Below are 12,296 nucleotides of genomic sequence, written 5' to 3'. Positions count from 1 at the left end.
TTGCATATGAAACCGCGTCTTCACACCCAGGGCTGCGTTGCAAATCCTCGCGATAGCACAAGCTATCGCTGCGGTTTGCGCCTTGCCCTGGGCGTGAATCCATCGGTTTCATTTCTTGCAACTATTTGCGGGACAGGACACTAGCCCACCGCCGCGCTGCCGTTCAAGAGCACCCAATGCCGCGCGTGTGTGTTGGTCAGGCGCGCGATGTCCGCCCCGGGGTGGATGGCCACGATGGTGTCGCCCGTGCGGGTGCCGTTGTGCAGCAGATGCTGCAGCCAGTCGGGCGGCGCTGTTGCGGGTGCGCCTGTGTCGGGGCGGCCCGGGTTGGTGGCATACAGCAGCACCCGGTCCGGCGGGAACGGGCCTTGGGTGGTGGGCTGGGTTCCGGGTGGGGTACCCAACCGGTTCTCGCTGCCGAAGACGGCGTCGAGCAAGAGCTGGGCTTGGCGCAGGGCAGCGGGCGCCAGGCGCACGCAAAAAATCCCGTCGGGCGCCAGCAGGGCGCGGCACAGGTACAGGCGCAGCGCCACCGAGCCCAGTCGGGCGGTGCTCGTTTCGTTGCGGATACCGGTCGCCCGGTCTGGCCGAGTGTGCGGAGTTCCGCCACGCCGCCACGGCCAGTTGCCGTCCAGGGGCGGGTCCCAGCAGATCAGCTTCACCCGGCCCAGCAGGCCGGGGCTGCGCACGTCGCCCGTCAGCAACTCCAGGGTGAGCGCCAGGGGGTTGCCCTTGAGCACGCGCAGCGATGAAGCGTGGGCGGCCGGCGCGGTGCGGCTGAGCGCGCACAATGGCCGGGCCGGCGGGCGGTGCCTGGCTTCCAGTTCGAACAAGATGTACCCGGCTTGCTGGCGCGCATGGAACAGAATGTCGGGTAGACCGGCCAGCAGAGATGTGGGCAGCGCCATTTTTTTGTTCCTCAAAATGAACAAAAAGTTTAACAAAAACTAAACCAAAAGTATTTCAGGAGAGTGGTCGAAAGTTACTTTTCTGTTCATGACCGAAAAAGCGGCGTTTGCCGAGCGTCTGAAAGACGCCATGACCCAAGCGGGCTATCCGTTGCGACCGGTGGTGTTGGAGCGCGAGTTCAATACCCGTTATTGGGGCCGTTCGGTCACCCTGCAGGCGGTGCGCCGCTGGCTGCGCGGCGAGGCGATTCCCTCGCAAGAGAAATTGCAGGTGCTGGCCGACTGGCTGGGCATAGAGCCCGAGGTGTTGCGCTTTGGCGTGGCGGTGCGCCGTTCGGTGCAGGAGCGGCGCCAGCGTTGGGAAGAGGGCGTGGGCTACCTGGAGCGCGAAACCTTTGAGGCGTTTCTGGCGTTGCCCGCGCCGCAGCGCAAGCTGGTTCGCGAGCTGATCCAGGGCTTTGCGCTCGCCAATGGCCAGGCGTCCTCTGGGGCCGCTGTGGCGGGCGTGGCGCGCGCGCGCGGCGACGCCCGCTAAAATACCGGCATCTCAAGGAGCGCTGCAGCGCCGGGCGTGGTGGCCAACACCAGCGATCCGGCGTCAGGCTTGAGTGGGGGTCTTCGTGCCTCTGTCCGCCAGCCGGGGTGACCAACCACCCGCTCGGACGTTTCCCAACGGCGCTCACCAGTTCTTGATTGCAACCCTGGTGAGCCCCATGTCCGACGCCGTTTCTTCGCCCCCCACTTCCACCACCGTGCCGGCCATGCTGCTGTCTGGCCTGGAGCCGCTGCGCGTGGACGAGAGCAGCCTGTTCGTGAACGTGGGTGAACGCACCAACGTGACCGGCTCCAAGGCGTTCGCCCGCATGATCCTGAACGGTGACTACGAGCAGGCCCTGGCTGTGGCGCGCCAGCAGGTGGAAAACGGCGCGCAGGTGATCGACGTGAACATGGACGAGGCCATGCTGGACAGCCAGGCCGCCATGGTGCGTTTCTTGAACCTCATGGCGGGCGAACCCGACATCGCACGCGTGCCGGTGATGGTGGACAGCTCCAAGTGGACGGTGATCGAGGCCGGCCTGCGCTGCATCCAGGGCAAGGGCATCGTCAACTCCATCAGCATGAAAGAAGGCGAAGCCGCTTTCTTGCAGCAGGCGCGCCTGGTCAAGCGCTACGGCGCGGCGGCGGTGGTGATGGCCTTCGACGAAAAAGGCCAGGCCGACACCTACGAGCGCAAGGTCGAAATTTGCGAGCGCGCCTACCGCCTGTTGGTGGACCAGGTGGGCTTTCCGCCCGAAGACATCATCTTCGACCCCAACATCTTCGCCATCGCCACCGGCATCGAAGAGCACAACAACTACGCGGTCGATTTCATCAACGCCACGCGCTGGATCAAGCAGAACCTGCCGGGCGCCAAGGTCAGCGGCGGTGTGTCCAACGTGTCGTTCAGCTTCCGTGGCAACGACCCGGTGCGCGAAGCCATACACACCGTGTTCCTGTACCACGCCATCCAGGCGGGCATGGACATGGGCATCGTCAACGCCGGCATGGTGGGCGTGTACGACCAGCTCGAACCCGTGCTGCGCGAGCGCGTGGAAGACGTGGTGCTGAACCGCCGCGCCGACGCCGGTGAACGCCTGGTCGAGGTGGCCGAGAACGCCAAGGGGATGGCCAAAGACGACAGCAAAAAGAACGAATGGCGCGCACTGCCGATCCGCGAGCGCCTCTCCCACGCGCTGGTGCGCGGCATGAACGAATTCATCACCGAAGACACGGAAGAAATGTGGCGCGAGATCGAGCGCGAAGGTGGGCGCCCGCTCAACGTGATCGAAGGCCCGTTGATGGACGGCATGAACGTGGTGGGCGACCTGTTCGGCCAGGGCAAGATGTTCCTGCCGCAGGTGGTGAAGAGCGCGCGCGTGATGAAGCAGGCGGTGGCCCACCTGCTGCCCTACATCGAAGCCGAAAAAGCGGCGATGGCGGCTTCGGGTGGCGATATCAAGGCCAAGGGCAAGATCGTGATCGCCACCGTGAAAGGCGACGTGCACGACATCGGCAAAAACATCGTCACCGTGGTTTTGCAGTGCAACAACTACGAAGTGGTGAACATGGGCGTGATGGTTCCTGCGCATGAAATCCTGGCCAAGGCCAAGGCAGAGGGCGCACACATCGTGGGGCTGTCGGGCCTGATCACGCCCAGCCTGGAAGAGATGCAGTACGTCGCTGGCGAGATGCAGAAAGACGAACACTTCCGCAGCCAGGGCATTCCGCTGCTGATCGGTGGCGCCACCACCAGCCGCGTGCACACGGCGGTGAAGATCGCCCAGCACTACGACGGCCCGGTGGTCTACGTGCCCGACGCCTCGCGCAGCGTGAGCGTGGCGCAGAGCCTGCTGGGCGACAACCGGGTGCAATACATCGCCGAACTCAACGCCGATTACGAACGCGTGCGCACCCAGCACGCCAACAAGAAGCAGACACCGCTGTGGCCGCTGGAAAAAATCCGCGCCAACAAAACCCCTATTGACTGGACCGGCTACACACCACCCAAGCCGCGCTTCATCGGCAAGCGCGTGTTCAAGAACTTTGATTTGGCGGAGATCGCCAAGTACATCGACTGGGGCCCGTATTTCCAGACCTGGGATCTGGCCGGCCCTTACCCGGCCATCCTCACCGACGAAGTGGTCGGCGAGCAGGCCACCAAGGTGTTTGCCGATGCCCAGGCCATGCTCAAAAAAATCATCGAAGGCCGCTGGCTCACGGCCAACGCCGTGATCGGCATCTACCCGGCCAACACGGTGCTTGAGGACGACATCGCGCTCTACACCGACGAGAGCCGCAGCGAGATCGCCCTCACCTGGCACGGCCTGCGCCAGCAGACCGAGAAGCAGGAGATCGAGGGCGTGATGCGGCCCAGCCGCTGCCTGGCGGACTTTGTGGCGCCCAAGGGCGTGGCCGACGACTACGTGGGCTTGTTTGCCGTCACCGCCGGGCTCGGTGTGGAGGCCAAGGAGCAGCAGTTTCTGGCCGACATGGACGACTACTCGGCCATCATCCTGAAATCGCTGGCCGACCGCCTGGCCGAAGCCCTGGCCGAATGCATGCACCACCGCGTGCGCACCGACCTGTGGGGGTTTGTGCCCGACGAAGCCTTGAGCAACGAAGAGCTGATCAAGGAAAAGTACCAGGGCATACGCCCCGCGCCCGGCTATCCCGCCTGCCCGGACCACTCGGTGAAGCGGGCCATGTTCGACTTGCTGCAGTGTGACGAGATCCAGATGGGCCTGACCGAAAGCCTGGCCATGACACCGGCGGCCAGCGTGAGCGGCTTTTACCTGAGCCACCCCGAAAGCAGCTACTTCAACGTGGGCCGCATCGGCGAAGACCAGGTGCAGGACCTGGCCGACCGAAGTGGGGTGACGCGCACCGAATTGCAGCGTTGGCTAGGCACCAACCTCTGATACCGCAGGGCGTGCCAGCCATGAGCGAATGCCCCACCGTGGCGGACGCGGGCGTTTGAAGGCTGCCAGGGGCTCAGAATGGCCCGGGGTGCCGGAACTGGTGCAGGCGGGCACCACTTTGGCACATGGATTGCTTGTGAAACGGAAGTGACCGAAGCCCCGGCTTGGGTCACTTCCGTTTCATCCACCAAGAGGTAGCACCATGAGCCGACTCGACGTCACCGAAAAAATCATCAGCACCAAGGTCAGCAAGGGTCTGAACTGGGCCGATGTGGCCAAAAAACTGGACCGTTCCAAGGAGTGGACCACCGCACTCTGCCTGGGCCAGATGACCGCCACACCCGCACAGGCCAAGGCGCTGGGCAAGATCTTTGGCCTGAGCGCCGAGGAGCAGAAGTGGCTGCAGGTTGTGCCCTACAAAGGCTCGCTGCCCACCGCCGTGCCCACCGATCCATTGATCTACCGCTTCTACGAGTTGATCAGCGTCTACGGCACCACCTTCAAGGAGCTGATCCACGAAGAGTTCGGCGACGGCATCATGAGCGCCATCGATTTCAAGATGGACTTGAAGCGCGAGAACGACCCCAATGGCGACCGTGTCAACATCGTGATGTCGGGCAAGTTCCTGCCGTACAAGCAGTATTGATTCGCGCTGGGTTCGCGGCTCGCCCGCCCCGGCGCAGCGCGCAAACCGCAAGGCAGAAAGCGGTGCTTTTCGCACGCTTTCGTGCACGCGCTGGCACCAATGTTGCGTGGTGTCCCGTCTCTGCATTGAATGACGGACGCTTGTTATGTTGGAATCGCCCCCGGTTTTTGCCGCTGCCCTGGATCGTGCGCTGGTTCGGAGGGTGCACGCATGAAACACGTCGAACCGCTACAAGTCGATACCTATCTGCCCTATATGCGCGATGTGGTGCGCTGCGAACAGTCCTTGCACGAGCTGAACCTGATGTGGCGGATGATCGAGTCCTCGGCCAAGATGAACTGCCCGGACGAGGCCAAGCCCATCTTGCCGACCATGGCCGCCACGCGCGAAGGCTTTACCCGGCTGGAGCAGGAGCTGGTGGCCAGCCTGGTGAGCGAGAAGGTGTCCACGGTGATGGACGAGCTGGGTACCAAGGCGCAGTACGTCATCGACATCGTGGTGCGCAACCTCTACGAGCGCACCGCCGACGTGGGGTTTCTGGCCACCGACCACGAGTTGTGCGCTTTTGTGGCCGGCCAGCACAGCGACGAGCAGGCCGCGCGCCTGCGTCTGCGCGCCTACGCCAGCAAATACACGGTGTACGACGAAATCATCCTGCTGGACACGCGCGGCAATGTGCTGGTGCAGATCGACGAGGCCACGCCGCTGGAGGGCAGCACCGATCCCCTGGTGGCGCAGACCCTGGCCACCAGCGGCTACGTCGAGACCTTCCGCGCCAGCGACCTGCGGCCCGCGTGCCGCCAGGCCTTGATTTATTCGCGCCGCATGCACCACCCCGACAGCGGCGCGGTGGTGGGTGTGTTGTGCCTGTGCTTCAACTTCGAGCAGGAAATGGCGGGCATTTTCCATTCGCACCGCGATGTGGCCGAGCGCTCCAACATGATGCTGCTCGACGCCGACAACCGGGTGATTGCCTGTGCCGACGAGCGCTGGGTTCCCCTGGGTGCCCTGGTGCCGGTGAACCGCTCCACCGACGCCCGCCTGCTGGTGTTCGCGGGCCGCCAGTACCTGGTGCGCACCCTGAGCACCGAGGGCTACCAGGGCTATCCGGGCCCCAGCGGCTGGCAGGGCCAGGTGATGACGCCGGTCGACGTGGCCTTTACCGGCGGTCCGAGCAACCACCTGGGTTCGCTGGACGCATCGGTGGCCAGTGGCCTCTTGTCGCACGCACAATCGTTTTCGCCGCCGCTGTTTGAGATCATGTCGGCGGCCGAAACCATCCGCCGCGTGGTGTGGAACGGCCAGGTCATGACGGCCGGCAGGCGCAACGAGCTGATGAAGCTCAAGTCCATCCTGGACCAGATCGGGGAGACCGGCGCGCGCAGCAACGCGCTGTTTTCGCGCTCCATCAACGCCTTGTACGAAACGGTGCTGAGTTCGCGGCTGCGCAATTCGGAATTCGTCACCAACTTGCTGGTCGATTTGCTCGACCGCAACCTGTACGAACGCTCCGACGATTGCCGTTGGTGGGCGGTCACGCCGGAGTTGCGCGCCGCCCTGGCGGAGCCGCAGCGCGACGCGGCCTGGCTGGCCCGCACCACCGGCATTCTGGAGTACATCAACCAGCTGTACACGGTGTACACCCGGCTCTTCATTTACGACGCCAACGGTTGCATCGTGGCCAGCACGCACCTGGACCCGGAAGACGATGCGACGCTGGGCAGCGCCATCGACGCGGCCACACTGGAGCGGGTGCGCAACCTGCCCAGCGAACAAAGCTACCACGTCAGCCCCTTCGAGGCGACGCCGCTGTACGGCGGCCAGCCCACCTACATTTACCACGCGGCCATTCGCCACCCCGATACACCCAACCGGGTGATCGGCGGCATTGGCATCGTCTTCGATGCAGCGGTTGAGTTCCAGGCCATGTTGCGCAGCAGCCTGAGTGGCAAGGCACACATGAAGGCCTTGTTCGTGGACCGGCAAGGCCGTGTGGTTTCCAGCACCGATCCCCAGCGGCCCGTGGGCAGCACGCTGGACATGGAGCCCGCCTTGCTGGCACTGCCCAACGGGCAGAGCGCATCGCGCATCGTGATCCACGACGGGCAATACGCCATCATGGGTTGCACCGCCTCCAATGGTTACCGCGAGTTCAAAGTGTCCGATGGCTACCGCGACGACGTGCTGGCCGTGGTATTCGATTCGTTTGGTGCCACCAGCGAGCGCGGCACCGTGGGGCAGCAGAACCTGGCGATGATCCAGGCCGAAGCATCGGGCGTGGATGTCTGTGAATTCGCCACCTTTTTCGTCGACGACATGCTGTTCGCGCTTCCCGCCGAACATGTGCAAGAGGCCTTGCCGGCGTCCACCATGTCGACCCTGTCGATGAGCGGGCTCAACGCCTGCATCGGCATGATGGGCGTGTCGCAGGAAGACATGGGCAGCAGCTTTGTCTGGGTGTTCGACCTGCGCTATTTGCTGTGCGGCCGGCACAGCCAGATCGGCAGCAGCAGCCAGGTGGTGCTGGTGCGTTTTGACGGGCACCTGCTGGGCCTCTTGGTGGATGCTTTGCACGGTGTGCCCGAGTTCAGCCGCCAGCAACTCACACCGTCCCCCTACGTCGGCCAGGGCGAAGATGCACTGGTGTGCGAGTTCATCAAGGCAAATGGCGGCGATCTGTTGATCCAGGCCATCGACGTGGCCCGGCTGTTTGCGGTGCTCACCGGGCAGGAGGCGGTGGCGCAAGACGCTTGATGCTCATGCGCTGCGCACGCTTGGGCAGACCCGCTGATGGTCGGGCCGTGGGGGGGCGGCTGCCGCTCATCCCGGCCAAGCGCCCGCTGGCAAGACCGCTGGGTCGTGGTGTGGCCTGTCCGTGCTAGAACCTGCGCAAGTTTTTTATCCACAGGTGATTCATGGCGGTTTGTGCGGCGTGCGGTACCGAGAACAGGGAGAAGGCGAAATTTTGCCGGGGTTGCGCGGCTTCGCTGGCGCAGGCCAGCGATGCACCGGCGGTTTCGACCTCCGTTAAAACCCCAGGGCCAACAGCGTCGGTGGAGCCCACCAAGCCGGCGCCGACCCAGGTTTGCGCCGCCTGCCAGGCCAGCAACTCGCTGGCCGCCACGGCGTGCAAATCCTGCGGCGCATCGCTGATCCTCTACGCCCCCCTTGTGGGCGACGGGGTCGGAAAAACGGGCGCGCGGCTCGGCCCGGTGTTGCTGGGCTTGTTGTTTGTTGCGGTGGTGGCTGGCGGATGGTGGTGGGGTTCTGCGCGGTCGGTGGCGGAGCGGCCGAGTGCCGCCGCACCAGCTCTGCGCGAGTCCCCTGCCGTGTTGCAGACCCAAGTCGCCACCACCATACCCACAGCCTCCGCCACGGCGCTGCCCGCATCCGCCGGAGCCAACGAAACACAGCGCCAGACCCGCGAGCGCCAGTTGCGAGAAGAACGCAAGGAACGCCTGGAGCAGCAAAGGGTAGCCAAGGCCGAGCGCGCACGCGCGGCGCTGGCCTTGCAGCAACAGCAGGCCGAGGAAGCGCGGCAACGCACCGAGCAGGCGCAGCGCCAGGCGGCGCAGACCCAAGCCGCAGAAAAGCCGAGCAAAAAGCCCGTCCAACCCGAGGCGCCGACCCAAACCGTGGCGCAGCTGTGCGACGGCAACGGCAACGTGTTCTCGCGCGACTTCTGCCGCATCCGCGAATGCCGCAAGCCGGCCTTGGCGGGCGACCCGATCTGCGTCAGCTACCGGGCGATGGAGAAGGCGCAGCGCAACGAATTCGGCGGCTGACGTCTCGACCAGCCCATGTGAAGAAGCGCCGTGGTCAGCGCTTCTTCACATGCCGAGCGTGGCCTGCACCGCCAGGCGGCGAACACGGCACATCACTGCGCAAACAGCTTGGCGATCAGATCGCGCATCCAGCGGTGCAACGGGTTGTTGTGGGTGCGGTCGTGCCACATCAAGACCACGTTGAGCCGGTCCAGGCGCAGGGGCGGCTCGAAGATGCGCACCGGCGCGATGTCGATGAAGCGCTGCACCAGCCGCTCGGGCAAGGTGGCGATCAAATCGGTCTGCGCGACCACAAAAGGAATACCGAGGAACGTGGGCTTGGAGAGTACCGAGCGGCGCTGCATGCCGATGTTCTGCAGCGCGTCATCGACCAGCGCGTTGTACATCGTGGCGCCTTCTCCGGGTTCGATCGCCACGTGTCCGTATTCGCAGAAACGTTCCAGCGACAGCGGCCGTTCGAACATCGGGTGCCCGGCGCGCGCGATGCCGACGAGTCGGTCGGTGAACAAGGGGCGCGTGCGCAGGTTGTCCGGTGGCGTTGGAAAGTACGACAGGGCCAGATCGATGTCGCCCCGGCTCATGACCTCGCCCAGGCGGCGCGGGTTGGGGTTGATGACCCGCAGCGACACATTGGGCGCTTCGCGTTCGAGCGCCGCCATCAACGCAGGCATGACGACGAAGTCGATGTAATCGATCACGATCATCGTGATCACCTGGTTGGCTTGGGCGGGGTCGAAGGGCGTCTGCTCGTGGAGCAGCACGTCCACACCGCGCAGCACCTGTTCCACCTGCGGGATGAGTTCGCGTGCGCGCACGGTCGGTATCAGCGCGTTGCCCGATTTGATGAGCAAAGGGTCGTGGAACATGACGCGCAGCTTGGCCAGCGCCAGGCTCATGGAAGACTGGCTGATGTCCAGCAGGTTCGCGGCGCGGGTCACATGGCATTCGCGCATCAAGGCATCAAAGGCCACCAGCAGGTTGAGGTCGGCGTTGCGCAGTCGCACGGGTCTCCTTGTCGTATGGCTCTGGTGGCCGTGTAGCTCCCGGGCCATTGTATGCATCGAGAGACCGATAACGGGTATCGGCTGACGCAATTGCCCCCTGGGGAGAAGCGCCCTAAATTGGCGGCTTCACAAGCGGGCATCGGAGACACCATGCACACGACCCGCATTTGCGCCCCACGTGGGGGCTGCGCCATTTTTCACATCCAGAGGAGCCACCATGGGCAACATCCCAACCATCCGCGTTACCCGAGAAGAGATGCGCAAGCGCGTCGCCCTGTTCAGCGAACTCAAAGGCTCTGACGGCGGACTTCCGGACAGCCGCTACCCGAGCGCGGTGCGCAAGCTCTACAACGTGATCGGCTTTCAGCCACCCGCGGGCGATCCGGACAAGCATTCACCCGTCGGCGCAAATTCCGCCGAAAACGCCGCGATCAAGATCAACGAAGGCTTCAACATGGGCTTTTGCGAAGCCGAGCCCGGCAAGGGCCCGATGATGCACAACCACGACACCAACGAGACCTTCATGCCGGTCACCGGCCGCTGGCGTTGCTCGTGGGAACTCGATGGCCGCGTCGAATCCTTCGAGCTCGGCCCGCGCGACGTGATCTCGTTCCCCTCGGGCGTGCAGCGCCGTTTTGAGAACGTCACCTTCGAAGAGCCCAACGCCACACACTGGTTGCTGTTCGTCATCGGCGGCAACACGCCCGAAGCGGAATTCTCACCCGAAGCGATGGAAGAACTCAAAGCCAAAGGGTATGTCGATGCAGACGGCAAATTCTGAGCCGACGATGCGCGAGCTGTTGGCGCAACTGGAGACGCGACACAGCTGGCAATCGCTGTGGGTCGATGGCCATGAATGGCGTTGGCTGGACACACAGACCAGCGGACCGGTGACCCTGCTGCTGCCGGGTTCGGTGGGCGACGGCGCGATGTTCGTGCGCACGCTGCTCTCGCTCGGGGCGCGCATGCGCCTGATCGCCGTGACCTACCCGGCCCTGTCCGACCCCGCGCAACTCGCCGACGGTCTCGCTGCCGTGGCGGAGCACCTTGCATTGCCACCGCACCGCGTGGTCGGTTCGTCGTTCTCGGCCTACTGGTCGCAGTTCTATGCGCTCAAGCATCCCGCCCGCGTGACAGCGCTGGTGGTGGGCAACGGCTTTGTGGATGGCACGGATCTCGCCGCCAATCCGATGTTCGACCGCCAGTTTGTCGAGGGCGTGAGCCCCGAAGAACTGCATGCCCAGTGGCTCGATCGTGTGCGCAGCGCGCCAGAGGCGCCACTGCAGCAACTGCAAGAGATCATGCTGGCCGAACGGCAATCGCCCGCCAACTTGCATGCCCGTTTTCTCGGGGTAGTAAGGTCGCAGGCTTGCCCGTCACTGCCGCTGCCCGCCACCGCGATCACCGTGCTGGACTGCGACGACGATCCGTTGATTCCAGCCAACGTGCGGGAACGCTTGCGCCAGCAGTACCCCGACGCGCACCACCTGAGCCTGCCCACCGGTGGTCACTACCCGCATGTACTCAACCCAAGCCGGTATGAGGTTTTTCTCGAGGCATCGAACTGACGGTTTAAACGAAGAGGCAACCATGAAGCAAAACAAGGAGACAACCATGAAATTCAAGCAACTTTTTACCCTCGCCACCATCGCCGCAGCGGCCTGCGCCGCGCATGCCGACAGCTTCACGCTGCGCATGGGTGGCGGCCATCCCACGGGCCTGACCTATATCGGTGTCTATGACACCTACTTCGCCACGGAGGTGACGAAGCGTGTGAAGGAAAAGACCGGCCACGACATCCGTTTCATCAAGGCGTGGGGCGGCAGCGTGGCCAAGGTCGACGGTGTGATCGAAGCGGTGCAGAAGGGCACGCTGGACATCGGCCTCTCGCCCATCGGTTTCGAGCAATCGCGTGCGAGTCTGTTGAACTACAGCGCCTACGTGCCCTTTACCTCCCCCGATCCGGTGCTGCAGCAGAAGGTGTCGAACCGCATGCTCAAAGAAGTGCCGGCCTTGCAGGCAAGCATGAAGCCGTACAACAGCTACGTGTTGGGCGCCATGACGTCGGAAGCCTATGGCCTGACGACCGCGTTCGACTGGAATTCCATCGCCGAACTCAAGGGCAAGCGCATCGCGCTGGCCGGCACCAATGCGCCGCTGTTCATTCCGCTGGACGCCGTGCCGGTGACGCTGGGCATTGGCGACCACTACCAGGCGATGCAGAACGGTCTTGCCGACGGTAGCCTCTTCTACATCTCCGGCCTGGAAGCATTCAAGCTGCAGGAAGTGGCCAAGGTTTTCAACAAGACCGGCTTTGGCTCGCTGAGCACACTGGTGGCGTTCATGAACCTGGACACCCGCGCCAAACTGCCCAAGGAAGTGGTCGCCGTGATCGACCAGGTCGCTGGTGAAGCGTCTGTGCGTGTGGCCGAGATCAGCAAGCAGCGCGACATCGATGTCGAGAACCGCGCCAAGGCCGCGGGCGTGAAAGTCAA

General features: G+C 64.1%; 10 protein-coding genes and 1 riboswitch. Of the genes, 8 read left to right on the top strand and 2 right to left on the bottom strand.

The window, feature by feature from the left end; all coding sequences use genetic code 11:
- Positions 1 to 140: 140 nt before the first annotated feature.
- Positions 141 to 908 (bottom strand): hypothetical protein, encoded by a 768-nt coding sequence (locus ABYB95_RS08215; protein ID WP_372657990.1) that lies wholly within the window; start codon positions 906 to 908, stop codon positions 141 to 143.
- A gap of 88 nt (positions 909 to 996) precedes the next feature.
- Here ABYB95_RS08215 and ABYB95_RS08210 point away from each other — a divergent pair, with 88 nt between their 5' ends.
- From ABYB95_RS08210 to ABYB95_RS08190, 5 genes are all read left to right on the top strand, one after another.
- The gene (locus ABYB95_RS08210; protein WP_372657989.1) at positions 997 to 1,443 is read left to right on the top strand and encodes a transcriptional regulator; all 447 of its coding nucleotides are present in this window, start codon (positions 997 to 999) and stop codon (positions 1,441 to 1,443) included.
- Positions 1,444 to 1,451: 8 nt separating this feature from the next.
- Positions 1,452 to 1,596, top strand: a riboswitch (S-adenosyl-L-homocysteine riboswitch).
- A gap of 25 nt (positions 1,597 to 1,621) precedes the next feature.
- Positions 1,622 to 4,366, top strand: a complete 2,745-nt coding sequence (gene metH, locus ABYB95_RS08205) for a methionine synthase (protein WP_372657988.1) — start codon at positions 1,622 to 1,624, stop codon at positions 4,364 to 4,366.
- Positions 4,367 to 4,568: 202 nt separating this feature from the next.
- Positions 4,569 to 5,012, top strand: coding sequence for a cyanase (cynS, locus tag ABYB95_RS08200; protein ID WP_372657987.1), 444 nt, complete (start codon positions 4,569 to 4,571; stop codon positions 5,010 to 5,012).
- 210 nt (positions 5,013 to 5,222) lie between these two features.
- Complete coding sequence (locus ABYB95_RS08195) at positions 5,223 to 7,766, top strand: chemotaxis protein CheW (protein ID WP_372657986.1); 2,544 nt, start codon at positions 5,223 to 5,225, stop codon at positions 7,764 to 7,766.
- A 161-nt stretch (positions 7,767 to 7,927) separates the two neighbouring features.
- Positions 7,928 to 8,797, top strand: a complete 870-nt coding sequence (locus ABYB95_RS08190; protein ID WP_372657985.1) for a zinc ribbon domain-containing protein — start codon at positions 7,928 to 7,930, stop codon at positions 8,795 to 8,797.
- Positions 8,798 to 8,889: 92 nt separating this feature from the next.
- Here the strand turns inward: ABYB95_RS08190 and ABYB95_RS08185 are convergent, their stop codons facing one another.
- Positions 8,890 to 9,801 (bottom strand): LysR family transcriptional regulator, encoded by a 912-nt coding sequence (locus ABYB95_RS08185; protein WP_372657984.1) that lies wholly within the window; start codon positions 9,799 to 9,801, stop codon positions 8,890 to 8,892.
- Between the two features lie 217 nt (positions 9,802 to 10,018).
- Here ABYB95_RS08185 and ABYB95_RS08180 point away from each other — a divergent pair, with 217 nt between their 5' ends.
- The 3 genes from ABYB95_RS08180 to ABYB95_RS08170 all read left to right on the top strand — a co-directional run.
- Positions 10,019 to 10,582, top strand: a complete 564-nt coding sequence (locus tag ABYB95_RS08180; RefSeq protein WP_372657983.1) for a cupin domain-containing protein — start codon at positions 10,019 to 10,021, stop codon at positions 10,580 to 10,582.
- Between the two features lie 7 nt (positions 10,583 to 10,589).
- Complete coding sequence (locus ABYB95_RS08175) at positions 10,590 to 11,369, top strand: alpha/beta fold hydrolase (RefSeq protein ID WP_372657982.1); 780 nt, start codon at positions 10,590 to 10,592, stop codon at positions 11,367 to 11,369.
- A 46-nt stretch (positions 11,370 to 11,415) separates the two neighbouring features.
- The coding region (locus ABYB95_RS08170; protein WP_372657981.1) for a hypothetical protein at positions 11,416 to 12,296 on the top strand (881 nt) is incomplete at its 3' end.

It is taken from the genome of Hydrogenophaga sp., assembly GCF_041633695.1.
In the GTDB taxonomy this organism is placed as follows: domain Bacteria; phylum Pseudomonadota; class Gammaproteobacteria; order Burkholderiales; family Burkholderiaceae_C; genus Hydrogenophaga.
This window is presented reverse-complemented; position numbering and strand designations above follow the sequence as displayed.

Coding starts and splice junctions, on each gene's coding strand:
- ABYB95_RS08215 (WP_372657990.1), bottom strand. CDS start 908: ATGGCGCTGCCCACATCTCTGCTGGCCGGTCTACCCGACATTCTGTTC.
- ABYB95_RS08190 (WP_372657985.1), top strand. CDS start 7,928: ATGGCGGTTTGTGCGGCGTGCGGTACCGAGAACAGGGAGAAGGCGAAA.
- ABYB95_RS08180 (WP_372657983.1), top strand. CDS start 10,019: ATGGGCAACATCCCAACCATCCGCGTTACCCGAGAAGAGATGCGCAAG.
- ABYB95_RS08195 (WP_372657986.1), top strand. CDS start 5,223: ATGAAACACGTCGAACCGCTACAAGTCGATACCTATCTGCCCTATATG.
- ABYB95_RS08175 (WP_372657982.1), top strand. CDS start 10,590: ATGCGCGAGCTGTTGGCGCAACTGGAGACGCGACACAGCTGGCAATCG.
- cynS (WP_372657987.1), top strand. CDS start 4,569: ATGAGCCGACTCGACGTCACCGAAAAAATCATCAGCACCAAGGTCAGC.
- metH (WP_372657988.1), top strand. CDS start 1,622: ATGTCCGACGCCGTTTCTTCGCCCCCCACTTCCACCACCGTGCCGGCC.
- ABYB95_RS08210 (WP_372657989.1), top strand. CDS start 997: ATGACCGAAAAAGCGGCGTTTGCCGAGCGTCTGAAAGACGCCATGACC.